This window comes from Hyphomicrobium sp., assembly GCF_009026145.1.
Taxonomy (GTDB): Bacteria; Pseudomonadota; Alphaproteobacteria; order Rhizobiales; family Hyphomicrobiaceae; genus Hyphomicrobium_A.
In genome coordinates, this window is record NZ_WBUE01000032.1 from 18,794 (window position 1) to 43,335 (window position 24,542).

At 66.1% G+C, this 24,542-nt stretch carries 23 protein-coding genes and 1 pseudogene; 5 read left to right on the top strand and 19 right to left on the bottom strand.

Translation table 11 applies throughout. The features are described from left to right. Positions 1 to 21 precede the first annotated feature (21 nt). From F9K20_RS18555 to lepA, 9 genes are all read right to left on the bottom strand, one after another. Positions 22 to 447 (bottom strand): DUF3617 family protein, encoded by a 426-nt coding sequence (locus tag F9K20_RS18555; protein WP_291005399.1) that lies wholly within the window; start codon positions 445 to 447, stop codon positions 22 to 24. A 143-nt stretch (positions 448 to 590) separates the two neighbouring features. After that, entirely contained in the window at positions 591 to 797 is a 207-nt protein-coding gene (locus tag F9K20_RS18560; RefSeq protein WP_291005401.1) for a hypothetical protein, read from the bottom strand. A gap of 468 nt (positions 798 to 1,265) precedes the next feature. Beyond that, positions 1,266 to 2,108, bottom strand: coding sequence for a GGDEF domain-containing protein (locus F9K20_RS18565; protein ID WP_291005403.1), 843 nt, complete (start codon positions 2,106 to 2,108; stop codon positions 1,266 to 1,268). 136 nt (positions 2,109 to 2,244) lie between these two features. After that, positions 2,245 to 2,976: a thermonuclease family protein gene (locus F9K20_RS18570; protein ID WP_291005405.1), complete on the bottom strand. Its 732-nt coding sequence runs from the start codon at positions 2,974 to 2,976 to the stop codon at positions 2,245 to 2,247. A 249-nt stretch (positions 2,977 to 3,225) separates the two neighbouring features. Then, entirely contained in the window at positions 3,226 to 3,516 is a 291-nt protein-coding gene (gene infA / locus F9K20_RS18575) for a translation initiation factor IF-1 (RefSeq protein ID WP_291005408.1), read from the bottom strand. Positions 3,517 to 3,630: 114 nt separating this feature from the next. Beyond that, the gene (locus F9K20_RS18580) at positions 3,631 to 3,837 is read right to left on the bottom strand and encodes a cold-shock protein (protein WP_068464790.1); all 207 of its coding nucleotides are present in this window, start codon (positions 3,835 to 3,837) and stop codon (positions 3,631 to 3,633) included. Positions 3,838 to 4,304: 467 nt separating this feature from the next. Beyond that, positions 4,305 to 5,003, bottom strand: a complete 699-nt coding sequence (locus F9K20_RS18585) for a D-Ala-D-Ala carboxypeptidase family metallohydrolase (RefSeq protein ID WP_291005414.1) — start codon at positions 5,001 to 5,003, stop codon at positions 4,305 to 4,307. 340 nt (positions 5,004 to 5,343) lie between these two features. Next, a complete protein-coding gene (locus tag F9K20_RS18590) occupies positions 5,344 to 5,703 on the bottom strand; it encodes a BA14K family protein (protein WP_291005417.1) in 360 nt (119 codons plus the stop codon). A gap of 181 nt (positions 5,704 to 5,884) precedes the next feature. Next, positions 5,885 to 7,687: a translation elongation factor 4 gene (gene lepA / locus F9K20_RS18595; protein ID WP_291005419.1), complete on the bottom strand. Its 1,803-nt coding sequence runs from the start codon at positions 7,685 to 7,687 to the stop codon at positions 5,885 to 5,887. 179 nt (positions 7,688 to 7,866) lie between these two features. Here lepA and F9K20_RS18600 point away from each other — a divergent pair, with 179 nt between their 5' ends. Further along, the gene (locus tag F9K20_RS18600) at positions 7,867 to 9,339 is read left to right on the top strand and encodes a lytic murein transglycosylase (RefSeq protein WP_291005422.1); all 1,473 of its coding nucleotides are present in this window, start codon (positions 7,867 to 7,869) and stop codon (positions 9,337 to 9,339) included. Positions 9,340 to 9,519: 180 nt separating this feature from the next. On the opposite strand, the gene F9K20_RS18605 is transcribed toward F9K20_RS18600, so the two are convergent. The 10 genes from F9K20_RS18605 to F9K20_RS18650 form a co-directional block, all read right to left on the bottom strand. Next, positions 9,520 to 10,866 (bottom strand): NAD(P)/FAD-dependent oxidoreductase, encoded by a 1,347-nt coding sequence (locus tag F9K20_RS18605; protein ID WP_291005479.1) that lies wholly within the window; start codon positions 10,864 to 10,866, stop codon positions 9,520 to 9,522. 174 nt (positions 10,867 to 11,040) lie between these two features. Further along, positions 11,041 to 11,202, bottom strand: a complete 162-nt coding sequence (locus tag F9K20_RS18610) for a hypothetical protein (RefSeq protein WP_291005425.1) — start codon at positions 11,200 to 11,202, stop codon at positions 11,041 to 11,043. A gap of 87 nt (positions 11,203 to 11,289) precedes the next feature. Next, a complete protein-coding gene (pheT, locus tag F9K20_RS18615) occupies positions 11,290 to 13,722 on the bottom strand; it encodes a phenylalanine--tRNA ligase subunit beta (RefSeq protein WP_291005428.1) in 2,433 nt (810 codons plus the stop codon). 133 nt (positions 13,723 to 13,855) lie between these two features. Continuing rightward, positions 13,856 to 14,938 (bottom strand): phenylalanine--tRNA ligase subunit alpha, encoded by a 1,083-nt coding sequence (gene pheS, locus F9K20_RS18620; protein WP_291005431.1) that lies wholly within the window; start codon positions 14,936 to 14,938, stop codon positions 13,856 to 13,858. 128 nt (positions 14,939 to 15,066) lie between these two features. Then, positions 15,067 to 15,435 (bottom strand): 50S ribosomal protein L20, encoded by a 369-nt coding sequence (gene rplT, locus F9K20_RS18625; RefSeq protein ID WP_291005433.1) that lies wholly within the window; start codon positions 15,433 to 15,435, stop codon positions 15,067 to 15,069. A 53-nt stretch (positions 15,436 to 15,488) separates the two neighbouring features. Beyond that, the gene (gene rpmI / locus F9K20_RS18630) at positions 15,489 to 15,689 is read right to left on the bottom strand and encodes a 50S ribosomal protein L35 (RefSeq protein ID WP_291005435.1); all 201 of its coding nucleotides are present in this window, start codon (positions 15,687 to 15,689) and stop codon (positions 15,489 to 15,491) included. 212 nt (positions 15,690 to 15,901) lie between these two features. Then, entirely contained in the window at positions 15,902 to 16,342 is a 441-nt protein-coding gene (locus F9K20_RS18635; RefSeq protein WP_291005459.1) for a hypothetical protein, read from the bottom strand. Positions 16,343 to 16,383: 41 nt separating this feature from the next. Next, positions 16,384 to 16,923, bottom strand: a complete 540-nt coding sequence (gene infC, locus F9K20_RS18640) for a translation initiation factor IF-3 (RefSeq protein WP_291005482.1) — start codon at positions 16,921 to 16,923, stop codon at positions 16,384 to 16,386. 193 nt (positions 16,924 to 17,116) lie between these two features. Beyond that, positions 17,117 to 18,628: a P-loop NTPase gene (locus F9K20_RS18645; protein WP_291005463.1), complete on the bottom strand. Its 1,512-nt coding sequence runs from the start codon at positions 18,626 to 18,628 to the stop codon at positions 17,117 to 17,119. Between the two features lie 88 nt (positions 18,629 to 18,716). Next, positions 18,717 to 19,442 (bottom strand): hypothetical protein, encoded by a 726-nt coding sequence (locus F9K20_RS18650; protein ID WP_291005466.1) that lies wholly within the window; start codon positions 19,440 to 19,442, stop codon positions 18,717 to 18,719. A 217-nt stretch (positions 19,443 to 19,659) separates the two neighbouring features. Here F9K20_RS18650 and F9K20_RS18655 point away from each other — a divergent pair, with 217 nt between their 5' ends. The 4 genes and pseudogenes from F9K20_RS18655 (at position 19,660) to F9K20_RS18670 (ending at position 23,945) form a co-directional block, all read left to right on the top strand. Beyond that, positions 19,660 to 20,286 carry a TRAP transporter small permease subunit gene (locus tag F9K20_RS18655; protein ID WP_291005468.1) on the top strand — a complete coding sequence of 209 codons (627 nt, stop codon included), beginning with the start codon at positions 19,660 to 19,662 and terminating at the stop codon, positions 20,284 to 20,286. 18 nt (positions 20,287 to 20,304) lie between these two features. Next, positions 20,305 to 22,104, top strand: coding sequence for a TRAP transporter large permease subunit (locus F9K20_RS18660; RefSeq protein WP_291005473.1), 1,800 nt, complete (start codon positions 20,305 to 20,307; stop codon positions 22,102 to 22,104). A gap of 51 nt (positions 22,105 to 22,155) precedes the next feature. Continuing rightward, positions 22,156 to 22,362: pseudogene (locus F9K20_RS18665) on the top strand (hypothetical protein); the annotation flags it as partial. A 62-nt stretch (positions 22,363 to 22,424) separates the two neighbouring features. Continuing rightward, positions 22,425 to 23,945: a hypothetical protein gene (locus tag F9K20_RS18670; RefSeq protein WP_291005476.1), complete on the top strand. Its 1,521-nt coding sequence runs from the start codon at positions 22,425 to 22,427 to the stop codon at positions 23,943 to 23,945. Positions 23,946 to 24,542 lie beyond the last annotated feature (597 nt).

Consider the following 24,542-nt stretch of genomic DNA (forward strand, 5'->3'; position numbering starts at 1 on the left):
CGCCAGTCCGGCGCCGCCGCCCTATTGGGCCTGCGGCGGGCAATCCGGGCCGATGTACTTGCCGTCGATCGTCACCCCCATGCTCGGGACGCCCTCCGGCGGATCGAACGTCATCTTCATCACGGCGTGGTAGCGGGCGTTGAAGTCGCCGCCGAATGCGGTGCTCATGATCTGCTTGCCGAATGCCTTCTTGCATACGACGTCGACGATCACCTCGCTTCCCGCCGGCGTCACCTTGGGTGCCGAGCAGTCCCCGCTGTCGGCCGGCAGCGCGATGTTATCGTCTGGCCCCACGCACGCGTGCGTCGTCGTCATGCCTGTGCCGGGGGCGACGGTCGTGATCTCCCAATGCCCGGGCTTGCGCTTGGGCAGCTCGGCTGCAGCGGCCTGAAAGAGGCAGCCTGAGGCGGCTAGAACAACGACTGAAACGATACGACGAGTTGGCATTCCCTGCTCCGTGCCTCGAGCCGATTTGGCGCCGCGGAGACTATCCACTCGTCGGCACTCTTGGAGAGGCGCGTTTGCCCAATCGACTTGACCAATCTTCCCGGTTGAGACGGGAGGAGGGCATCACAAGTCTCGGCCCACCATCAGGTCTTGGCGTAGCGCCCCGCGCGCCGGCACGACCACTTCATGATCTTCCAGCCGGGATGCTCGCCGGCCCAGCGCGCCATTTGTGGTGGCGCCTGCATCAGGCACTGCATCGGCGTGAGGTTCTCGCCGGGATAGACGAGGCCGACGTCGCGGCAGCTGGCGGGCTTGTCGACGAGGCAGGCAAGGAGAACTAGCTCGATCATGTTGACACCTTCATTGGATCAGCGGTCATCCAGGCGTCATCCCTTCTTCGCGTCTTGTTGGAGGCATTGGCCTCGGATCCAGGCAAGCTAACGTGCACTCTCGCAGCGGGGATAACTCATCCCTTGCCGGGCCTGCTCGCCAGGAAGCGGCGTGGGTTGGCTGTTGGAAAAGGCGGGGTGGCTCAGCGGCGGCGCGTCGATGGGCAGCGCCGCATGGCCATACACATGCGGCCCATCAGCTCTGGGCTGAGAAGCGGGAGCGACGAGGCAATGAGCGCAGCGCTCGACATTTGCAGCCCTTCGGCGACGAACTAAGTGATGACGCTATGTCGTCGGGCGCCCTCGCCAAACCAATTAGATCAGCAAACGATATTCCGCTCTCTGTAAAGCACTGCGCTTGAATATGGCTCTGGTGCCGCTTCGGAGCGCCACCGAATCGGTGCATCTGACGTCTGATCGTCTTCTTGGTTAGGCCGTCGCCTTGCGCACGATGCCGCCTTCGGCGGCGACCGACCTGAAGAAGACAAGCGAGGAGCCCTCGTTCGACTTCGCCCGATACATAGCGACGTCGGCGTGGCGCATGATCTTCTCCACCGTATCGCCATCCTCAGGGAAGAGCGCGGCGCCGATGGCGACGCCGATCGCATGCGTCGCTCCGCCGGCCCGAACGCTGTGGCCCAGTGCGCCTATGAAGCGGTCGCCGATAGCGCGCGCGTCTATCTCGTCCACGTCACGCGACAACACGGCAAACTCATCACCACCGAGGCGAGCAAACACATCGTTTCTACGGGCGGCATGGCGGAAGCGGGCGACGACCGCTTTCAGCACCTCGTCGCCGACCGCATGGCCGTAGCGATCGTTGACGCCCTTGAAGCCGTTGAGGTCGAGGAGGAAGACGGCGTGCGATCGTCCCTCCATCGGCGGCAGCTTGGTGGCCATGTCCAGCGCATCGAGAAGCACCCGACGATTGGGTAGGCTGGTCAGCGGATCCTGCATCGCCAGCACGCGCAGCGCGTGCATTTCCGACGCGAGAATGTCGGCGCCGGCGGCATCACTCCCCGCCTCCCTCAGGCGACGCGAGATGAACGTCCAAACGCAGGCGGCGCCGATGCCGCCGAGCATCACCGCCTCGGCGGGAGATATTTCCCGACTGGGATAGGCGAGAGACTCGATGAAGCCGAAGATGTCGTAGTGCTGCGCCATCAGCACGGCGAAGATCATGATGGCCGACAGGACGGCGAAGTCACGCAGGCTGGACCATGGATGCTCGGCAATGGCTTGAATAACGGTTTTCGGGCCGGCTGGCTTCACGACGCGACCTCAGAATTAGACGCGACCTTTCAACCCAAAGGGCGCCGCAGACTACGCGCGGCGCCCTTCAGGAAGCGTTAAGTGTGAAGGTTGGCGATGTGTTCGCGCGCGTGCCGGCAGTGCCCCTGCACGAAGTTCACTGCACGGATGCCGGCCGCCAGCCGGCGGCGACTGCCTCTGCCTCGCTGCAGAACCAGCGCTCACCCTTTGCCTCCTCGATCTTGACCTTGCCGTACCAGGGGCTCCACGGCATGTGGTAGATGTGCCCGTGCTCGGTCACATTGCCCTTGATGGCACACCCTTTCGGCGCCACCTGCTCGGCGCCAGCCCAGCGCTTCTCGCGATAGACCCACGCCGGCTCCGCTTCGCCCTGCCAGATGCCGACGCGGCGCGCGCGTGCCTCGGCCTCCTGCCGCACGTACGTTTGCGAGTACTTCACAAAAGCCCAGGCCAAGCCTTCGCGCACCAGCTCGGCATTGATGTCGCGCCCTTCGACGTAGCAGATGCCGAGCATGCGTCCGTACTTGTCGTTGCCGCGGCTCTCGCAGCTCACAGCGCGCTTGGCGATGAGATTGGCCAGCCGCTCGGCGGCCGCAGCACCGCAGTTCCACCTCCCGATGAGGCGACGGCCGCAGGTCTGCCCGGTCTCGGGGGCATCGATGCCCTCCAAGCGCACGTGGCGGCCTTCGATCTCGAGCGTGTCGCCGTCGATGACGCGCGCCCGGCCGCTGATGGCGCCGTTCTCCGCCACCGAGCGTGCCGTTGTCGCGCGCGGTGGCAGGAGAGAGAGCATGCCAAGCGCGACGACGCCGACCAGCGCGGACGCCACCGGACGGCGGTAGAGCCAATTCTTGCGGGATGCATCCATGCCGCGACTAATGACTGAGTCGCGTGGCTCAACCCCGGCTAAATCATGGAGCCGCTATACAACCGCACACTGGAACGCACAGCATTCGCTGCGATCACGACGCCGAGCATGACACAATAATCGCGGCGCATGCCTCGTGAGAGACCAGCCCGGGTAAGCTCCCCAGGCCGCGGTGAGGGAACTAGAGCGGAAACGACAAGAGCGCCGCGTTGGCCGCGACGCTCGTCATGCAAACCGATCCGCTGTTGATCAGCGGCGGCGGAAACTGCCGGCGCCGCCCGGGCGCTGCGGCGGCGGAGGTCCGCCAGCGCCGGCACGCACATCTTTATGACGGAAGTTGATGCGGCCCTTGGTTAGATCGTAGGGCGTCATCTCAATGGTGACGCGGTCGCCGGCGAGGATGCGAATGCGATTCTTCTTCATGCGGCCGGACGTGTAGGCGACAACCTCATGTCCGTTGTCGAGCTTGACGCGGCAACGTGCGTCGGGAAGCACCTCCGCCACCACGCCCTCGAACTCGAGCATCTCTTCCTTCGCCATCAGGTTCCTTGCTTAGCCGGCGCGGCGAGCACGCGATCCGCCCGGCGCCGATGCCCATAAATGGTAGGGGAGCAGACGCGCCTGCTCCCCTAGAGCGCAAATGTTCCGCGGCTCTTAGAGCGGACGCAGATTGACTGCTGCGACCTTGCCGTTACGGCCCGTCTCGGTCTCGTAAGCGATCTTCTGTCCCTCACGAAGCGTCGAGAGACCGGCGCGCTCAACGGCCGAGATGTGCACGAAAACGTCGTTGCCGCCTTCATCCGGCTGGATGAAGCCGTAACCCTTCTGGCCGTTGAACCACTTCACAGTGCCGTTTGCCATCAAGTGCCTCCAAAGCAATTAGGCAATCCCCTCCGACGAATGCCGAAGGACATCAAATCGCGCGATGGAGACGTCCAGTGTCGGCGCACTAAAGCACCGCCGTAGAGTAAACCAAGGCGTGTTCGATCGGCCCTATATGGACCGGCCTATGGCGAAAGGCAAGGCGACGATAAGGGGGGTTTAGGGGCCCGACGTCGACCGCCGACGATCGCCTATGTGACGGCAAAGACCCATGATTCTCTAGACTTGCCGGCACATCGCGGAGAGAAGGTCTCACGTCGATTGAAAGCCGCGGCGCCGCCAGATCGCGGCAAATTTACGGCGTGTTGGAGCGGCAAGCCGGTCGCTCCGAGAGCGCCTATGGCTGGGGCTCTTCGGGGCCCAGAACGACAGAGGGTGCCAGGCTGGACGGCCTGACACCCGGTCTTGTGCGACTGAGGCCTGCTTAGGCGACCCGAGCCGTCGGCCTAGTGGTACATCGTGGCATAGCCGCGGGAGTAATCGGCATTGCCGGCCCCGCCATAGTAACGAGGCGAATCTCCGCGCTCATACGACACCTCGCGGATATAGCGGCGTGAGCGACCGTAGGAGCGCGGCTCATAGTCGTAGGAGCGCGCGTCATCGCGGTCATAGCGCGGGCTGCTCTCGGCATAACGACGGCTGCTGCTGCTGCTGCTGCCGCTGCGGCTCGCATACTTGCGCCCGCCGGCCAGCGACACGAAGTGCTGACCGACGTCGACGTGGATATGGCTCATGTCGGCATAGGTCATGGTGCCGCCGGTCTTGTGGTTGGCGACGAGCCAATCGATGATCGCGCCTTTGCGGCTCCCCGCCTCGAAATCGACGGCATTACCACTGGCGTGGCGCGAGATACGCCCGGAGCCCGCGATGCGCGCGCCCGGGCGGCAGGTGGAGATGACCTTCACAGGTCCGAACCTCGCTTCGACCTTGTCGAGCACGGCGCGCACGGCGCTGGTGAGGCAACCGCGCGGAGCTCCTTTGGCGTCAGCGAGCTTTGGACCTCTGGATTCCGGTCGCCCGTAGTTCGGGGTCTTCATCTCTCCGTAATTGCGGCCATCGAAGCCGAAATACGGAGCAGCCTGTGCCGAAGTCGCCGTAACAACGAGCGCAACGCCGATCGCTGCGGTTGAGAGCCGCTTGATCATGATTACTCCTGGATATGTCGAGATTGTCGGGGCGGCTGATCGCACTGCGCCCCATTCCGAATTCGCAGTCCGCTCAGTGTCGACGGCCGCACACAGCCAGCTGCCGAATGAACGGATCTGCGCAGTCCCCGGTTGCCGACTCGCCTGTCCGCCGAGCGGCTTCGCAGTGGTCATCGCGTGCGATGACCGTGCCGGGTTGCGAGGCAGTCTGCCACGCGGTGTGGTGACAATGGGGCAAGGTTAATGCGCTGCGGCGATGCGCCGTACGCGTCCTGAAAAGCGATGAGGCGCCGGTCCTGCAACCGGCGCCTCAGCAAAAGATTTGCGTGTTGCAGATATGCTAGCGCAGGTACGGGCAGATGCGCTCTTCGCCGTAGCGGTTGATGTACGTGCCGGTGCGGCGATCGAAGGAGCGGAATTCGTACTCGCAGCGCTCGATATCGTCCTCGTGCGCGCGCCCCTCGCTGATCGCCGCAGCAATGAGCGTGCCGGCGATGATGCCGCCGATGATCGCGCCCGCACCCGGACCGTGGTGATGATGATGATGCCGACCGCGGCGGCCGACGAATGTTACGCTGCTGTCACCATTATTGATCGTCGTCTTGCCGAGCGGCGCGGCTGACGCCGGCGCGAGCGGCAGTGCCGGCAGCAAGAGCGAAGCGCACACGATCGAGGCGAGCGTCGATTTTGTTCGTTTCACGATGTGCTCCTTTCGAGTTCCCCCGCGCGAGCCGCGCGTTGCGCGCATGATCGCCCTCGGCCGTGGCAGGGTGGCGGCAGCAGCGCGGCGATGGCGTGTCGGGGCGCACCTGCCGGTGCGAGTTTCCGCCGCGGGACGATGCGCTCTGTCTTGCGGATTGAGGGCGGGAGCGGAGCGGCGATCAGTTCTCTTCCATCTTCAGGGCGGCGATGAAGGCCTCCTGCGGGATCTCCACCTGCCCGAACTGGCGCATCTTCTTCTTACCCTTCTTCTGCTTCTCGAGCAGCTTGCGCTTGCGGGTGATGTCGCCGCCGTAGCACTTGGCGATGACGTCCTTGCGCAGCGCGCGGATGGTCTCGCGCGCGATGATGCGCCCGCCGATCGCCGCCTGCACGGGGATCTGGAACAGGTGCTGCGGAATGAGGTCCTTGAGCTTCTCGCACATGACGCGCCCGCGCGCTTCCGCACGTGAGCGGTGCACGATGATCGACAGCGCGTCGACCGGCTCGGCGTTGACGAGGATCGACATCTTGACGAGATCGCCTTCCTCATAGCCGATCATCTGGTAGTCGAACGAGGCATAGCCCTTGCTGATCGACTTCAGCCGGTCGTAGAAATCGAACACCACCTCATTGAGCGGCAGCTCGTAGACGAGCATGGCGCGGTTGCCCGCGTACGTCAGGTCTTTCTGCCGCCCGCGCCGGTCCTGGCACAGCTTCAGGATGCCGCCGAGATACTCGTCGGGGACCATGATCGTCGCCCTGATCCACGGCTCCTCGATGCGCTCGATGCGCGCCGGGTCGGGCATGTCGGCCGGGTTGTGCATCTCGAGCATCGTCTTGTCGGTGAGGTAGATGTTGTAGACGACGCTCGGCGCGGTGGTGATCAGATCGAGGCCGAACTCGCGCTCCAGCCGCTCGGTGATGATCTCCAGATGCAAGAGGCCGAGGAAGCCGCAGCGGAAGCCGAGGCCGAGCGCCGCCGACGTCTCCATCTCGAACGAGAAGCTCGCGTCATTCAAACGCAACTTGCCCATGGCCTCGCGCAGATCGGCGAAGTCGCCGGCATCGACCGGGAACAGGCCGCAGAACACGACCGGCTGCGCCGGCTTGAAGCCGGGGAGCGGCTCCGTCGTCGGATGGCGCTGGTCGGTGACGGTGTCGCCGACGCGCGTGTCGGCAACCTCCTTGATGGCCGCGGTGAAGAAGCCGACCTCGCCAGGACCGAGTGAGTCCATCATCTCTTGCTTAGGGCGGAACACGCCGACGCGCTCCACCTGATAGCTGGCATCAGTCGACATCAGGGTGATCTTCTGCCCCTTGCGCAAATTCCCGTCGATGATGCGCACCAGCACGACGACGCCGAGGTAAGCGTCGTACCAGCTGTCGATGAGCAGCGCTTTCAGCGGCTTTGTGGCGTCGCCCTTGGGCGGCGGCAGACGCTCGACGATCGCTTCCAGAACGGCTTCGACGTTCAAGCCGGTCTTGGCCGATATCGGGATGGCGTCGGAGGCATCGAGCCCGATCACGTCCTCGATCTGCTGCTTGACGCGGTCGGGATCGGCGGCCGGCAGGTCGACCTTGTTGAGGACGGGGAGGATCTCGAGGTTGTTGTCGAGCGCCTGATAGACGTTGGCGAGGGTCTGCGCCTCCACGCCCTGCGACGCATCGACGACCAGGATGGCGCCTTCGCAGGCCGCGAGGCAGCGCGACACCTCGTAGGCGAAATCGACGTGGCCGGGCGTGTCCATCAGATTGAGCTGGTAGACCTTGCCGTCCTTGGCCTTGTAGTCGAGGCGCACGGTCTGCGCCTTGATGGTGATGCCGCGCTCGCGCTCGATATCCATCGAGTCGAGGATCTGGTCCTTCATCTCACGGTCGGCGACGTTCCCGCACAGCTGAATGAGCCGATCCGAGAGGGTCGACTTTCCATGGTCAATGTGGGCGATGATGGAGAAATTGCGGATGCGGGAGGTATCGGTCATGGCGCGCTAGATAGCACCCGCCCCAGCCCCTAGAAAGGGGCAGTGGCTTGAGTAACCGTGCGTTTTCCGCCCGGGGCCGAAAATACCGCACATGCGGCGATTACCGCCGTCTTGACGCGGCCACATGGCCCGGCATTGAGTACCCCGCCAACGACCGCAAAAACGCCGAAGGACGCGTAATGCACGTCATGAAATTCTGCGCGGCGATCGCCGCCGCCGCCATTCATTTCGGCGCCACCGACATCGCCACGGCGCAGATCGAACCCTCGCCCGCCTTCAGAGTCGAGCCGCCAAAGAAGAAGGCCGTGCGCAAGGCGCCCCCGCCCGCAGCCGCACCGGCTGCCGTGGCGCCCGCCGCTGTCGCTCCGGCCGATCCAGCGCAAGGGGCCACCCCCGCGACGACGCCAGCCGCACCCGCAGAAGCTGCTCCGGCTGCCACGCAGGCGGCCGCCGCCGCTATCTCGACCCACGGTACCAATCCGCAGAAGCGCCCGCCCTATCCGCCGCCAAAGGAGAACTGCCGCAACACCGAGAGCTTCGAATCTTGGAAGGCCCGCTTCCGCAAGGAGGCGGCGGCGCGCGGCGTCAGCCGTCAATCGATCGCCATCGTCGACGGGATTCCGCTCAGCACGCAGATCATCGGGCGCGATCGCAAGCAGGGCGCCATCTTCGTCATGAGCTTCCTCGATTTCCAGAACAAGCTGGCGACGCCCAATCGCGTGCAGTCGAGCAAGCGCAAGGTCGCCGAGCATCGCACGACGTTCGAGCGCGCGAAGGCGGAATTCGGCGTGCCCGCGTCGGTCATCACCGGCTTCTGGGCGCTGGAGAGCGACTTCGGCGCCGGCATGGGCAAGCTTCCCATCATGCCGTCCCTCGTCGCCCTCGCCTACGACTGCCGGCGCAGCGAGATGTTCACCGAGGAGCTGATCGCGGCGCTGCAAATCATCGACCGCGGCGACATGAGCCCCTCGGGCATGATCGGCTCGTGGGCGGGCGAGATCGGCCAGACACAATTCCTGCCCACGCGCTATCTCGACTACGCCATCGACTATGACGGCGACGGGCGCATCAACCTGTTCTCCAACGACGACGATGTGATCGGATCGACGGCGAACTATATGAAGAACCTCGGTTGGCGCGCCAACGAGCCGTGGCTCGAGGAGGTGCGGGTGACGAAGGATCTGCCGTGGGACCAGGCCGACCTCGCCATCAAGCTGCCGCGCAGCCAGTGGGCCGAATGGGGCATCGAGTATCCCGACGGCAGCTCCATCCCCGCCGACAATCTCACGGCGTCGCTGCTGCTACCCATGGGGCGCAACGGGCCGGCGTTCCTCGCCTATCCGAACTTCGGTATCTACACGGAGTGGAACAACTCACTGAGCTACGCGACCACCGCCGCCTATCTCGCCACCCGCATCGACGGCGCGCCGGCCATGTCGCGCGGCCGCGGGCAGACTAACGGGCTCGACGCACCGCAAACCAAGGAGTTGCAGCAGATCCTCGCTCGGCGCGGCTACGACGTGGGCAAGATCGACGGGCTCGCCGGTGCCAAGACGCGCGCCGCGGTCAAGGACATGCAGATGAAGCTCGGCTTCCCGGCCGATTCCTATGCCACGCCCGAGCTGCTCGCCGCCCTCCGCCGCAGCGGCTGACCTTGCGCTTAGCACTCCTCTGTCATCCCGGAAGCCGACGCGTAAGCGGAGGCTATCCGGGACCCAGCGCCATGAGCGGCGCAGCCTCATTAGATTGAGCTTCGCGCTTCTCTCCTGGGTCCCGGGTCTTCGCTCGGCATACCGCCTCGCTCGCCCGGGATGACAGAACGGCGGCACGCTTCAGTGCAGCTTGACGACGGGCTCGGTACGGCGCGTGAGCGACCGCGACAGCGTGTCGAGCGCCACCTTCCATGGCCCGTGTAGCGCCATCTCGTGCATCTTGTAGAGCGAGCGGTACATCAGGCGCGCGAACAAGCCCTCGATGAAGAAATTGCGACCGACGATGAAGCCCATGAGGTTGCCGACGGTCGAGTACTCGCCGAGCGAGACGAGCGAGCCGAAGTCGCGATAGTGGAACGGACGCAGCGGCTCGCTCTTCAGCTTGCGCTGGATCTCCGTGTAGAGATGCGAGGCTTCCTGGTGCGCGGCCTGCGCGCGCGGAGGAATGGGGGTGCTGGCGCCCTTCGGCACGAGGTACGCGCTGTCACCCAAGGCAAATATGTTGGGGTCGCGCGTCGTCTGCAGCGTGTCGGTGACGATCAGCTGATTTGAGCGGCTCACCTCGAGCCCATCGAGCTTGCCCAGGACATCCGGCCCTTTCACGCCCGCGGCCCAGACGACGAGCTCGGATGGGATGAAGGCGCCGTCGGCGAGCTTCACGCCCTCGGCGGTTACCGCCGTCACGCGCGATCCGGCTCGGATATCGACCTTCAACTTGCGCAGCGTCTCCGCCACCGCATTGGCGATGCGCTCGGGCAGCGCCGGAAGAATGCGCGGCGCAGCTTCGATAAGCGTGATCTTGATATCGTTCTCCGGATCGATCTTGTCGAGGCCGAAGGCGACGACGCCGCGCGCCGTTTGATGCAGCTCGGCGGCAAGCTCGGTGCCGGTGGCGCCGGCACCGATGATGGCGACGTCCAGCTGGCCGGGGCGGATCGGCCCCTCCTGCGCGTAGGCGCGCACGCAGGCGTTGATCAGGCGCCGGTTGAAGCGCTCGGCCTGCTCCGGCGTATCGAGCATGATGGCGTGTTCCTTGACGCCCGGCGTGCCGAAGTCGTTGCCGACGCAGCCGATGGCGATGACGAGGATGTCGTAGCGGAACGATCTGACCGGCGTGATCTCGCGCCCGTCCTCGTCGTAGGTGGCGGCGAGGTAGACGAGCTGCTTTTTGCGGTCGATGCCGGTCATCTCGCCGTAGCGGAACTTGAAGCCGTGCCAGTAGCCTTGCGCCTGGTATTCGATCTCGTGCTGCGCCGTATCCATGCTGCCGGCGGCGATTTCGTGCAGCAGCGGCTTCCAGACGTGCGTGCGCGAGCGCTCGATGAGCGAGATCTGCGCCGATTTCTTGCGCCACCAGCGGTCGCGGCCGAGCTTGTCGCCGAGGCGCGTCGCCAACTCCAGACCGCCGGCGCCGCCGCCGACGATGATGATGTGCGGCAGGTCGCTGTCACCGCCGCCGACCGGCATTACCTTGGTTGTCGCGGGAACGGTCGTCATCTCGGTCATCGCGGAGCGCCTCTTGGGATCAAAACCTACGGGCCGACGCGCTTATAGCACCGGCCAGCCCGCGGAGCGCTAGCGTCGGGCTTATCGATTCCATAGCGGGGCGCAGTGCGGCACGCCGCCGAGCGGCACGTGACGCTACGGCGCGGGCGCAGGAGGCGCCTCGGACGACGCCGCGGCGGGCGCTTCTGGCGTTGCCGGCCCCGTGGCGAAGGGAAGATCGGCGAACACGAACGTGTAGGCGAGCGCTGCCAAGATGCAGGCGATGAAGCCGAACATGAGTAGCTTGCGATTGTCCATCGGTGCCGATCCTCCGCGCACGAGTCGAGTATTGCCCGCGCGACCACGAAGCACGCAATGTGCTGAAAAACCACTAAGCGGCGCCGCTCAGGAGCGGATCTCGCCGCCCGTCGCCGCCTTCACCGCCGCCGCGACTTTCTGCGCCACCGCCTCGATCTCCTTGTCGGTCAGCGTCTCGGCCGTCGGTTGCAGCGTCACCTCGATGGCGAGCGACTTCTTGCCTTCCTTCTCAAGCGCGCCGCCCTCGAAGACGTCGAACACTGAGACCTCGCGAATCAGCGCCTTGTCGGCGCTGGCGGCGGCGCGCACCACATCGCCCGCGGGCACGCCACGATCGAGCACAAAGGCGAAGTCGCGGCGTACGGGCAAGAGGTCGTTGGCCTCGAGGCGCGGCTTGGCGCGGCTCTTGGCCTTCTGCGCCGGCAGTGCGTCGAGAAAGATCTCCAAGGCAGCGACGGGGGGCGCCACGTCGAGCTCCCTCAGCGTTGCCGGATGCAGCTCGCCGAAGTGGGCGAGGACGGTCTTGGGGCCGAGGCGCAGCGTGCCCGAGCGGCCGGGATGATACCAGGCCGGCGCATCGCGCGTGATCTGCGCCTTGGCGGGATCGAGGCCGAGCGCAATGAGCACCGCGAACACATCGGCCTTGGCGTCGAATACGTCGACCTCTCTTGCCACGCCGTCCCAGTAGCGCCCGCTGCCACCGACCTTGGCCGTGCCGGAACGCACGCCTGAGGCCGACAGGTACTGATCGTCCGCCTTCTCGCCGCGGTACGCTTGCCCGAGCTCGAACAGCGCCGCGTCAGAAAAGCCGCGATTGCGGTTGCGCTTCAGCGCCGCGAGTAGCCCAGGGAGCAAGCCGGGGCGCATCGACGACATCTCGACGGAGATGGGATTGGCGAGCTCCAGCGCCGCCGCGCCGCCACCGAACGCTTTTGCCTCTGCCGCCGGGACGAACGACCAGGTGATCGCCTCGACGAGTCCGCGGGCCGCCAGCGTGCGACGCGCGCGACGGGCGCGCTTCTGGCGCTCGGTAAGCACCGGGCGGGCGACGCCGGCGGGACGCGGCATCGGCGTCGCCGGCACGCGCTCCAGGCCAGCGATGCGCACCACCTCCTCGACAAGGTCAGCGACCCCGTGAATATCAGGCCGCCAGGTCGGCACCGCCACCTTCGCCGACTTGCCCTTGCCCGTCACCGTGCAGCCGAGCCTTTCGAGGACCGCCTTGATCTCGGCGTCCTTGATCTCGAGCCCGGTGAGCTTGCCGACGCGCGCATAGTCGAAGTCGATGACGCGCTTCTCGACGGGCGGCTTGCCGGCGACCTTCGCCTTCGACGGCTCTCCGTCGGCGAGCTGCAAGATCATGTCGGTGGCGAGATCGAGACCGGGAAGCACGGAAGCCGGATCGACGCCGCGCTCGAAGCGATAGCGCGCGTCCGTCACGAGGCCGGTCTTGCGCCCGGTCGCCGCGGTGCGGGCAGGATCGAAGTAGGCGCACTCGATCAGCACGTTGACTGTTGCGTCGGTGGAGCCGGAGGCTTCGCCGCCGATGACGCCGCCGAGACCGAGCGGGCCATTATCGTCGGCGATGACGCACATCGTCTCGTCGACCGCGTACTCCTTGCCGTCGAGCGCAAGGAGCTTCTCGCCCGCCTTGCCGAGGCGCGCGCGCACGGCGCCCTTCAGCTTGTCGGCGTCGTAGACGTGCAAGGGGCGCCCGCGGTCCTGGCTGATGTAGTTGGTCACGTCGACGAGCGCATTGATCGGCCGCAGCCCGACCGCTTTCAGACGCTGCTGCAGCCAGGCGGGCGACGGCCCGTTCTTGACCCCGCGCACATAGCGCCCGGCGAACACGGGGCAGGCGTCGGCCGTGTCCTTACTGAACTCGAGCTTGATGTTGACGGGTGAGTCGAACTCGCCTTCGACGCCTTCGATCTGCGGCTCGGGTTTCAATTTGCCGAGACCGGCGGCGGCGAGATCGCGCGCGATACCGCGCACGCCGGTGCAATCGGGGCGGTTGGGGGTCAACTTCACCTCGATGACCGGATCGGCGAGGCCCATGGCCTCGGCGTATTTCTCGCCGACGCTGGAAGCCATGTCGGGCGGCAGCTCGATGATGCCCTCGTGCGCGTCGGACAGCTCGAGCTCGCGCTCCGACACGAGCATGCCGTTGGAGACGATGCCGCGCACCGGCTTCTTCTCCAACGTGATGCCGCTGCCGGGGATGTAGGTGCCGAGCGGCGCGAATACCGCGACCATGCCGGCGCGCGCGTTCGGTGCCCCGCACACGACCTCCACGGGCGGCTTGCCCTTGGCGATCTCGACTTGCACGACGCGCAACCGGTCGGCGTTGGGGTGCTGCTTGGCTTCGAGAACGCGCGCGATGGTGAAGGCGGCGAGCTTCGCCGCCGGATTGTCGATCGACTCGACCTCGAGGCCGATGGCCGACAGCTTCGCCTCCAGTGCCTCGAGCGATGCGTCGGTGTCGAGATGGTCTTTCAGCCACGACAGCGTGAATTTCATCTGCGGCTCCCAAATCCCCTCTCCCCATCCTTCATGGGGAGAGGGTTAGGGTGAGGGGCAGATGCTCGCTCCACACAAGCGGCTGCCCCTCACCCCGCCCTCTCCCCCGCACGCGGGGAGAGGGAGAATGCATTCAACCCGACAGGCCGCCGGACAGCGTCGGCACGTCGAGCACCGAGAACCCGTAGTGGCGCAGCCAGCGCAAGTCGCCCGAGAAGAACGCGCGCAGGTCGGTGAGCCCGTACTTCAGCATGGCGATGCGATCGAGACCCATGCCGAAGGCGAAGCCCTGATACTTCTCCGGATCGAGGCCGCAATTCCTCAGCACGTTCGGATGCACCATGCCGCACCCGAGAATCTCCAGCCACTGCCCCGGTTTGCCGATCGCCTCGGCGCCGATGTCGACCTCCATCGACGGCTCGGTGAACGGGAAGTGCGAGGCGCGGAAGCGCATCTTCACCTCGTCCACCTCGAAAAAGGCCTTGCAGAACTCCTCCAGCACCCACTTCAAGTGCCCCATGTGGGTCTCTTCGTCGATGACGAGGGCCTCGATCTGATGGAACATCGGCGTGTGCGTCTGGTCGCTGTCGCAGCGGTAGACGCGTCCCGGCGCGATGACGCGGATCGGCGGCTTGCTCGCCAGCATGGTGCGGATCTGCACCGGGCTGGTATGCGTGCGCAGCAACAGACGGGATCCATCCTCTTTCGGCTGGAAGTAGAACGTGTCGTGCTCCTGCCGCGCCGGATGCTCGGGCGGAATGTTGAGCTTGGTGAAGTTGAGGTCGTCGGTTTCGATGTCAGGACCCTCGGCGACGGCAAAGCCCATGTCGGCGAAGATCTCGACGCACTCGTCGTAGACCTGGCTCACGGGGTGGATGCGGCCGTCGGCGACGGCGCCGAGACGTACCGGCAAAGTGACGTCGGCGCGCTCGCTGGCGAGGCGCTGCGATAGTGCCTCGCCTTCCAGCGCGACCTTGCGCGCTTCCAGCGCCTCAGAAACGCGCGTCTTGATCTCGTTGACCGACTGGCCGAAGCCCTTGCGCGCCTCGGGCGGCAGCGTGCCCAGCGTCTGCATCAGCTCGGCAATGCGGCCCTTCTTGCCGAGCACGGCAATGCGCACCTGCTCGATGGCGGCGAGATCGCCGGCACCTGCAATAGAGGCCAGCAGCTCGCGCTCGAGCCCCTTCAAATCTGAGCTTTGGGCGACAGAGGTCATGTGCGAGCGGAGCTCCACTCTCTGTCATCCTCGGCTTCATGCCGAGGATCCATATATCCGCTTGCTCCGGCGCAAGGGGCGAGATGGATCCTCGGGACAAGCCCGAGGATGACACCTAGGGCGGCACCTTAAGCAGCGGCCTTCTTGACGGCGGCGGCGGCCTGATCCGCCAGCGCCTTGAACCCAGCGGCATCCTTGACGGCGAGATCAGCCAGCACCTTGCGGTCGATCTCGATGCCCGCCTTGTTGAGGCCGTCGATAAATCGACCGTAGGTCAGCCCGTGCTCGCGCACGGCGGCATTGATGCGTTGGATCCACAGCGCCCGGAAGGTGCGCTTCTTACGCTTGCGGTCGCGATACTGGTACTGCATGGCCTTTTCGACGGCCTGCTTCGCGACGCGGATAGTGTTCTTGCGGCGGCCATAGTAGCCCTTGGCGGCCTTCAGGACTTTCTTGTGCTTGGCATGGGCGGTGACGCCGCGCTTGACGCGTGCCATGGAACTGCTCCTTCAAACGACGTTGTGCGGATGCTGGCGAGCCTTGGCTCTGCTCAGCGGGCGTAGGGCATGTACTTCTTGACGATCTTGGCGTCAGACTCGTTCAGCACCATGGTGCCGCGCGCCTGGCGAATGAACTTCGCGTGGCGCTTGATCATGCCGTGGCGCTTGCCCTGGGCGGCGGCTTTCACCTTGCCCGTTCCCGTCATCTTGAAGCGCTTTTTGGCGCCGCTCTTGGTCTTCATCTTGGGCATTTGGCTCGATCCTTTCTCCACGCGCGGCGGCCCTAATTCACGCAACCGGCGCTGGGCCGATGGGAAACGTCCCCCGATTGGGGAGGAGCCGCCTTGTTGAGGCTGTCAAAGCATAAAAGCCGCCACGGCATGCCCCGCCGGGCGGCTTCGGCGCCCTTATACGGGCGCGGCCAGCAAACGGCAAGCGGTCTGCGCGCCGATTTTTCGGCCGTTTACTGCTTCTGGCAGACCCGGAAACCGGTGGGATCGTCGTAGCAGTAATCGCGGGCGCAATTGCATTCCTCATCGCCCCCGCCGCCATCGGCCGCCGGCGGCTCCTTGCAGGCTTCCGCCCCGGGGTCGAGCTGACAGCGGAAGCGCACCACCGCAGGCGCAGCGGGCGTGGCCGGCTGGGGAGCGGCCACGGGAGGCGGGACGACGGGCGTCGGAAGCACCGGTGTCGGCAACGCGGGCGGCGTGAGCGTTGGCGCCATCGGAGGATGTGGGGGCGGCATCGGCTTTAGCCCGGCGCCGCCGCCTATGCCCCCGCCCGGCGGCCTGACGACCTGCGCGGCGACGTGTGGCGCAAGACCCGCCGTCACCATAACGAACAACGCGGCCACCGGCAGCAGCCGGTGACCGCGCGTATGCGAACGTCCGATGTCGTTCGGCACCCCTACCTCCCCCTGCGGGAACCGGCGCCGAGACGAGCCGGCTACCTCGGCGCCAGCACCATCACCATCTGCCGGCCTTCCAGGCGCGGCTCGGATTCGACCTTGGCGATCGGCTCCAGGTCGCCCTTCACTCGCTGCAGCACTTCCATGCCGAGCTGCTGGTGCGCCATCTCGCGGCCGCGGAAGCGCAAGGTGACCTTCACCTTGTCGCCCTCCTCGAAGAACCTTTTGATCGAGCGCATCTTCACGTCGTAGTCGTGATCGTCAATGGCGGGGCGCATCTTGATCTCTTTGATCTCGACGATCTTCTGATGCTTGCGCGCCTCGGCCGCCTTCTTCTGCGCTTGATATTTGTATTTGCCGAAGTCGAGGATCTTGCAGACGGGGGGGTCGGCTTCCGGTGAAACCTCCACAAGATCGAGGCCGGCCTTGACGGCCCGCTCGAGTGCGTCGGCGTGGCTTACGACACCAACGTTCTGCCCATTCTCGTCGATCAGTCGTACTTCCTTGACCCGAATGGCATCGTTGATCCGGGGCCCGGATGGCTCGCGCTCGGGCGCGGCTCGCATTGGTCGGCGGATGTTGTCTCTCCTCGTGTGGCTTCGCTGGTACGTTGATCTCTGCACTGAAAGCCGGCAGGCCCTTCCCTTGGCCAACCGGCGCAGACGTTCGTCGCAATGGGCGAAACATCGAAAAGAAACGCCCCTAAGTCAAGTCCGGGGCGTGCGTTGATTGGGCCACAACCCACGCAAATTGTTGTAGCAAAAGCCGCGTTTACCCGCGGCTGAGCCCCTTCTTCGCCAGCTCGTCGAGGTATTGGCCCCAGCGCTTGTCCTTCTCGCGCCCGAGCTGCTGCAGATACGTCCACGTAAAAAGGCCCGTGTCGTGCCCATCGTTAAAGGCGATGCGGATGGCGTAGTTGCCGACCGGGCGCAGCTCCCTGATCTTGACGTTGCGCTTGCCGCCGACCGTGACGCGCTGCTCCGGCGAGTGGCCCTGCACCTCCGCCGACGGACTCATGACGCGCAGCATCTCGGCCGGTAGCTCGTATTTCGGACCGCAGGCAAACTCGACGGTCAGCATGGTCCCACCGTCGCTCACCTCGAGGCGCGGCGGGCGCACGGCGATCTCCTTCGCCTGCTCAAGTTCTGCCCACGTGCGAGCGGCGATATCGCGGAAGATCTGTGCATGCGTACTGTCGGGAAGCGTTGCCGTGATCGGCTGGCCAGAGTCGGAGCGCATCCTCACGTCCATGTCGAGCGGCACCGCGCCAAGGAACGGCACTCCCAACCGCTGTGCCTCCGCCTCGGCGCCGCCATGACCGAAAATATCCGAACGCTCCCCGCACTTGGGGCAGATGAAGGTGCTCATGTTCTCGACGATGCCGAGCACCGGCACCCCAACCTTGCGGAACATAGCGAGGCCCTTGCGCGCGTCGATCAGCGCCAAATCCTGTGGCGTCGAGACGATGACGGCGCCCGACAGCGGCACCTGCTGCGCCATGGTGAGCTGCACGTCGCCGGTGCCCGGTGGCATGTCAATGATCAGCACGTCGAGGTCGCCGTCCTCGCCCCAGGCGACGTCGCGCAGCATCTGATTGAGCGCGCCGACGACCATCGGCCCGCGCCAGATGACCGGCGTCTCCTCGTCGACCATGAAGCCCATCGACATGGCCTTGAGGCCATGCCCCTGCATCGGCTTCAGCGTCTTGCCCTTCACCACCTGCGGCTGACCCTTGAGGCCCAGCAAGCGCGGCTGCGACGGCCCGTAGATATCCGCGTCGAGGATGCCGACTTTCTTGCCGGCGGCTTTGAGGCCGAGCGCCAGATTGACGGCTACCGTCGACTTGCCGACGCCGCCCTTTCCTGATGCGACGGCGATCAGCGACTTGACGCCGGGTACGGCGGCCAGCGGCTTCGGCCCGGTGCCAGCGTCGGTTGCCGGAGCCGCAGGCGCGCGGCCTCCGCCGTTGCCTGTCATACCCCTTGCCCGCGCCTGCGTAACGCGCGCGCTCTCTGGGGCACGCCCCGTTCCCTGTGGCGCTTCTGCGGTGAGCACCGCGCTCACCCCGGCGACGCCTGGCACCTTGGCGACGACGGTCTCGGCCGCCTTGCGCAACGGCTCCAGCTCCTCGGCGCGCGCCGCCGGAACGGTGATGGAGAAATAGACCCGGTCGTCCTTGACGAGAATCTCCGAGACGAGCCCCAGGTCGACGATGTTGCTTTCCAGGTCAGGACCCTTGATGCGGCGCAGCTCGGCAAGCACGGTGTCTTTGGTGGCGGACATGCAGGAGGCTCCAGGGGGCATTGGCGCGGCGATACTGCGCCATCTAAGCCATGGCCCGCTAGAATCAATCACCGGTCGATGGGGAACTCTAAGGCTCGGACGGCTTTGTCGTCAGCGCCGGCAGGCATATTCCGAACGACCACCTGCAGCCAGCGGTTGCGAGGCACATGGCCTGGGACAGCCGCCCGCGGCAATTGGGACCGACGGGCGATCCGAAGGGGCTGGTGAAGTACGGGCCATCCGTCCTCGACAGCAGCCCCTTGCCGAACCGCAGCTCCTCGCACCCGTTCGTGACCACCGACCAGTAGCACGCGAAGTGCTGCTCGCAGGTGGGTCGCGCGTAGCTGCCGCACAAGGAGAAGGCAGGGGGCGATGCTTGCGTCGGCGCATCGCCGAGGGGGAACGTAGGGGGCTTGTCGGCGCACTTGGACAAGGCGGAGCTCCACGAGCAGCTCGATGCGATCTCACACATCAACTTCGACAGCTGCGAGCACGGCCAAGTCCCGGTCGGCAGCGCGCCGGTCGACCCCTGCGGCTCGCCGGCGGCATAGCCTCGATCCGGCGGCCAAATCAGTCCCCTCACCTCGCGGAACATCAGGAAGGTGCCCCCGAGCGCTACGGCGGCTCCGAGCGCGAGTACGACTGGATTCTTCTTCATGCCCTCGAACAAGAACCCGGCTGTCATGATGCACAGCACGCCGGCGACGAGGACGAAGGCGACCTCCAGGAAGCTGGCAACCGACAGCCAGAGAAGCAGGTCGGAAAAATATATGGCGACCGAGCGCGTACCTTGGCGCAAGAGTTGGCCCAGCACGACATCCCCCATCAAGCGGCGCGCTGAAGAAAGCAAAAAAGAAGAAAATGAGTGAGGGTGCATCCTAATGCGGCGCCGACGCCTCGGCAAACCCGATGCAGCCCCCCGCGCCGATCACCCTGGAAGTCGCTGACTGGCCTCTATATACCGGTCCTGCGAGGCGACGGCAGAGCGGTGAAGCGCTGCCGGGACGACCCAAAGTCTGGGGAAACGCACCATGCAGGCGCTACTGGCGGTGAGCCGCTGGATCGATGCCACGACGCGCCTCATCGGCCAGTCCGTCGCCTGGCTCATCGTGGTCGCCGCCGTCATCAGCGCCGGCAACGCCATCATCCGCAAACTCTTCGACATGAGCTCGAATGCCTGGCTCGAGTTGCAGTGGTGGCTGTTCGCCGCCGTCTTCCTGCTGGCCGCGCCGTGGACGCTGGCGCAGAACGAGCACATACGCATCGACATCGTGAACGAGCGCCTCCCTCGCTGGATGCGCAACGCCATCGAGATCATCGGCCACGTTTTCTTCCTGCTGCCGACGGCGGCGCTCGTCGCCTATACGTCGTGGGACTTCTTCCTCACCTCCTATGAGCAGAACGAGCAGTCGTCCAACTACGGCGGCCTGCCGCAGTGGCCGGTGAAGTTCCTCATTCCGCTCGCCTTCGCCATCCTGTTCGCGCAGGGGTTGTCCGAGCTCATCAAGCGCATCGCCATAATGAATGGCGACCTGCCCGAGGACGGATGGGGCGCCGGCCATCCGGCCGCCGCCTCCGCACGGGCGGCCGGTCTTCTCGATGTGCCGGGCATCACCGATGAGCCGCCGGCTACACCCCCATCCGCCAGCAAGAGCTGATCGAGCGCGGAGGGGGACATGCTCGAGCTCATCGCACAGAATCTGGCGCCGATCATGTTCGCGGCGCTCGTGCTGTTCCTGCTGCTCGGCTACCCCGCCGCCTTCTCGCTGGCTGCCGTCGGCCTCATCTTTTTCGTCGTCGGCGTCGAGCTGGCGCCCTATTCGGGAGGCGCCATCAATCTTTCCTGGCCCCTGCTCGGCACGCTGCCCGAACGCATCTACGGCGTGATGACCAACGACACGCTGCTCGCCATTCCCTTCTTCGTCTTCATGGGGCTGATCCTCGAGCGCTCCGGCATGGCCGAGGATCTGTTGGAGACGGTAGGCCAGCTCTTCGGCACCGTGAACGGCGGCCTCGCCTATGCGGTCATCCTCGTCGGCGCACTGCTCGCGGCGACGACCGGCGTCGTCGCCGCCTCGGTCATCTCCATGGGCCTCATCTCGCTACCGATCATGCTGCGCTACGGGTACGACGCGCGCTTCGCCACCGGCACCATCGCCGCCTCGGGCACGCTGGCGCAGATCGTCCCGCCCTCGCTCGTGCTCATCGTCCTCGCCGACCAGCTCGGCCGCTCGGTCGGCGACATGTACACCGGTGCGCTGGTGCCGGGGCTGATGCTGGCCGGCTTCTACCTGCTGTTCGCGTTCGTCGTGTCGTCGATCTGGACGCAGGCCGCCCCCGGCCTGCCGCTGGATGCGATCATCCATCGCGAGCCGGACGGCTCGCGCGGCTACGCCTCGCTTATCGCGCTCGCCGCCATATGCGGCACCATCGCCTGGCTCATTATGCGCAGGACGACCTATGCCGGCGCCGATCTCGTCATCCTGACGCTGGCATTGTCCGTCAGCCTCGCCATCGTCGCGGCGGGGGCGAGTTGGACGATCAGGCAGGCGCACGGCCCAAGCCTGCTATCGGCGCTGGCCGAGCAGGTGGTGTTCGTCATGGTGCCGCCCCTGCTGCTCATCTTCCTCGTACTCGGCACCATCTTCATCGGCGTCGCCACGCCGACCGAGGGTGGTGCCATGGGGGCAGTGGGAGCTATGCTGCTGGCTCTCGCCAAGCGCCTCAGCACCGGCGATCGCGCGCGCTTCAGCCTCGACATCGTGCGCTCGGCGGCGCGCGCCACCGCCAAGCTGTCGGCGTTCGTGATGTTCATCCTCATCGGCGCGCGCATCTTCTCGCTCACCTTCTACGGCACCAACGGCCATCTGTGGGTCGAGCACCTGCTCGTGTCGCTGCCGGGCGGCGAGGTCGGCTTCCTCATCTTCGTCAACGTGCTGGTGTTCTTCCTCGCCTTCTTCCTCGACTTCTTCGAGCTTGCCTTCATCATCGTGCCGCTGTTGGCGCCCGCCGCCCAGGCCCTCGGCATCGATCTCATCTGGTTCGGCGTCATCCTCGCCGTGAACATGCAGACGAGCTTCATGCATCCGCCGTTCGGCTTCGCGCTGTTCTATCTGCGCTCGGTCGCCCCACGTCTGCCATACGCGGACAAGGTGACGGGACGGACGATGCCGGCGGTCACCACCGGGCAGATCTATTGGGGCGCCGTGCCGTTCGTCGTCATCCAGTGCGTGATGGTGGCGCTGCTCATCGCCTTCCCAGGGCTGGTGCGGCACGATGCGGTGCCGACGCCCGGCGCCCGGCCGCAGCCCGGCATCGCCGCGCCCACCGACGGCACCGTGCCGGCGTTCAAGAGCCAGGGCTTTGCGCTGCCGCCCTATCCGCCGACCATACCGGGCGCGCCGCCGCCGGACACCTCCGGCCCCGGCGCCCCGACGCTCGACATGTCGGTGCCGCCGGTCATCGTGAAGCCGTAGTCCTCCGCGCAGGAGACTCTGGCCGGAGACTGACACCATGAGCGATGCTTCGGAGACCTGTTCTACATCCCGGCGGGCGTTCCGCATCTACCGGTCAATCTCAGCGACAAGCCGATATCGGCCGTCATTGCGCGCACCGACCCCAACGAGCAGGAAAGCGTCGTGCTATTGCCGGAGCTCGAGGCCTACGCCCAGGAGGCGGGCAGAACCAGCGTAAACTCTAGTCCTCACCGGGACTTACGCTCGCTCGCGCCATAAATGCGCCACGCTGAAGGACGACTAGCCACCCCAAGAGCGAAGTCTTTCTGAGCGGGGAACGCATGCGCTCTTCTGCAATCGGCCGGTCCACGTTGGCGCAGCTCGTTGCCGCAGCGGCAGCGCTCGTCTGCACGGTAGCCGAAGCCGGCGAGCTGGTGGTGATGCCCTATGCGTGCAGGGTGGTCGGCGGCGCGCCCGTGCTGACGCCGGCGCAAGATCAGGGCTACAGGATCTTCGGGCGGCGCGAGGAGCGCGACTTCACCGAGTGCTCGCCGGTCAATCCGGACATGTGCCGGCGCTGGAAGGTCTACCGGTTCGACGTCGACTGCGCGGGTGAGCGCGTGCCGTGGGTCTCCATCGCCGCCGCCGCCGACACGCACAGCGGCGGGCGCAGCTGGGTCGAGAACGGACGCATGCATCTGGAAATGCCGCCCAGGTGGAGCATGTCGCCCGACGACCCGTGCGCACGGCGCCCTCGTTACGGTTGGCGCTACGGACCCTTGAGCCGGCATTGCGCCGAGCGTCGCGCCGCGGCACCGGCGGACGTCGAGATGCCGGCGGGCTTTGCGCCGATGCTCGAGCTCGATGCCTTCTTCGTCGCCGACCAGCAGCCGGCAACCGAGCGTGGCTGGGCCCCCGCCCCCGCGGTGGCCGAGCGAGCCGCACCGAAGACGACCCGCGTCGAGGCTGCCTCGCCGACGCGCGAAGCGGAGACGCCGATCAAGCCGCCCGCCGCGCCGCCGGTCGCCAAGAGCGCGCCTGCGCCCACACCATCGAGTCCTGCGAAGCCCGAACGCACACCCGCAAGCGCGCCGGCGGCGGAAGCGGCCACCGCAACCGGCACGCCGCTCGCGCCGACCATCATCAACGGAGCGAACGCGCCGGCAGCGAAGGCTGAGCCGCAGCAAATGGCGCGTGCTGCCCCAGCGACCACGTCGGCGCTACCGCACAGCAAGGATGTGCCCGCAGCGGTCGAGAAGAAAGACAAGCCCGTCATCGTCGCGGAAAACCACGCTCAGAGCGAGGCCATGACCTCCCGCAGTGAGACGCCACCGGCTCAGGAAGGTCAGAGCAAATCAATCACAGTCACCCTTGTCGATGGGCTGACGAAATCCGTGAGCCCGGCGCTCTTGGGCGTCGGCGGCGTGACCGTGCTCGGCCTCCTCGCGTTGCTGTTCGCCTATAGGCGTGATCAGGCGCCCGGCTTTACGCTCGCGCGCGACATCGCCGCCGTCTCGCTCGACGGCCGCGCGGGCGGCAGGGGACTGGTGCGCGCGGGCCGCTCGCTCGCCACTGCGGCGTCTCCAGGTGCAGAGCCCCCGTCACCGGCGCCGCAATGGGTTGGGCCGCCACCGAGCTGGGGCGAGGCCATCCCGCAAACGCGCGCCGAGGCGCTCGAGGTGCTGGGCATGGGCGTGGCGCCGGAAGTCAGCGAAACCGCCATCAAGAAGATCGTCGACGGCCTGCGCCTCAGCTGGCATCCCGACCATGCCAAGAGCGCGCAAGATCGCGAGCTGCGCGAGTTGCGCATGAAGCAGATCAACGCCGCGTGGGACATCATCACCGGCCGGCGGGCGGGGTAGCACGACTTGGTATCAGCCCAGCACGGCGGGTTTCGCGCTGCCGCCCACCGGTGCGTACCATGCGGACAGAGCCGCCCTCTTCACCGGCCCTTTGCGCTGCCGGACAGCATGTAAGTGTCATAGGTGTGCTCGGCGAGCTGGAACCACAAATAGTCCTCGCCGCGGATGGCCAAGACACACCACAACATCGGCCGGCGAATTGATCCGCCATCGCAACCTTATCCCCGCCCCTCGCGCGGCGCGTATCCTCCCCTCATCCCTGCCCGTCATGGGACGCATCAGCTGAGCGGCCGACGCGGGGCAAGGTCGGTGCCCGGTTGAGGCGGCGTTGCTTTCCGTTCGCAGCGTCGACGCGAGATTAGCTCTCTCACATGCCGGGGCAACGAACCGAGGCCGGGCGCCCCCAGCAATGGGACGCACGGACGCCCTTCGGCAGCGGCGCTCCCGCATTCAACTTCGGAGCGCAGCCGCTTTAGGTCCTGAGCGATGATAGCCCGGCCCGTGAAGCGCCGGGTGGGACCCTAAGGCCCGTTGCCGTCGTGAAGAGCACCCTCGGCTTTGCGAGCCACCGCACGCGGGCGCCGAAAGGCTGCCGGA

Excerpts from the sequence above, each read along its gene's own strand:
- F9K20_RS18660 (WP_291005473.1), top strand. The coding sequence starts at position 20,305 with ATGCTCGAGCTCATCGCACAGAATCTGGCGCCGATCATGTTCGCGGCG.
- rplT (WP_291005433.1), bottom strand. The coding sequence starts at position 15,435 with ATGGCACGCGTCAAGCGCGGCGTCACCGCCCATGCCAAGCACAAGAAA.
- F9K20_RS18555 (WP_291005399.1), bottom strand. The coding sequence starts at position 447 with ATGCCAACTCGTCGTATCGTTTCAGTCGTTGTTCTAGCCGCCTCAGGC.
- lepA (WP_291005419.1), bottom strand. The coding sequence starts at position 7,687 with ATGACCGATACCTCCCGCATCCGCAATTTCTCCATCATCGCCCACATT.
- F9K20_RS18560 (WP_291005401.1), bottom strand. The coding sequence starts at position 797 with ATGATCGAGCTAGTTCTCCTTGCCTGCCTCGTCGACAAGCCCGCCAGC.
- F9K20_RS18585 (WP_291005414.1), bottom strand. The coding sequence starts at position 5,003 with ATGATCAAGCGGCTCTCAACCGCAGCGATCGGCGTTGCGCTCGTTGTT.
- F9K20_RS18580 (WP_068464790.1), bottom strand. The coding sequence starts at position 3,837 with ATGGCAAACGGCACTGTGAAGTGGTTCAACGGCCAGAAGGGTTACGGC.
- F9K20_RS18655 (WP_291005468.1), top strand. The coding sequence starts at position 19,660 with ATGCAGGCGCTACTGGCGGTGAGCCGCTGGATCGATGCCACGACGCGC.
- F9K20_RS18570 (WP_291005405.1), bottom strand. The coding sequence starts at position 2,976 with ATGGATGCATCCCGCAAGAATTGGCTCTACCGCCGTCCGGTGGCGTCC.
- infA (WP_291005408.1), bottom strand. The coding sequence starts at position 3,516 with ATGGCGAAGGAAGAGATGCTCGAGTTCGAGGGCGTGGTGGCGGAGGTG.
- F9K20_RS18645 (WP_291005463.1), bottom strand. The coding sequence starts at position 18,628 with ATGTCCGCCACCAAAGACACCGTGCTTGCCGAGCTGCGCCGCATCAAG.
- pheS (WP_291005431.1), bottom strand. The coding sequence starts at position 14,938 with ATGACCTCTGTCGCCCAAAGCTCAGATTTGAAGGGGCTCGAGCGCGAG.
- F9K20_RS18605 (WP_291005479.1), bottom strand. The coding sequence starts at position 10,866 with ATGCCGGTCGGCGGCGGTGACAGCGACCTGCCGCACATCATCATCGTC.
- F9K20_RS18600 (WP_291005422.1), top strand. The coding sequence starts at position 7,867 with ATGCACGTCATGAAATTCTGCGCGGCGATCGCCGCCGCCGCCATTCAT.
- F9K20_RS18670 (WP_291005476.1), top strand. The coding sequence starts at position 22,425 with ATGCGCTCTTCTGCAATCGGCCGGTCCACGTTGGCGCAGCTCGTTGCC.
- rpmI (WP_291005435.1), bottom strand. The coding sequence starts at position 15,689 with ATGCCCAAGATGAAGACCAAGAGCGGCGCCAAAAAGCGCTTCAAGATG.
- F9K20_RS18610 (WP_291005425.1), bottom strand. The coding sequence starts at position 11,202 with ATGGACAATCGCAAGCTACTCATGTTCGGCTTCATCGCCTGCATCTTG.
- pheT (WP_291005428.1), bottom strand. The coding sequence starts at position 13,722 with ATGAAATTCACGCTGTCGTGGCTGAAAGACCATCTCGACACCGACGCA.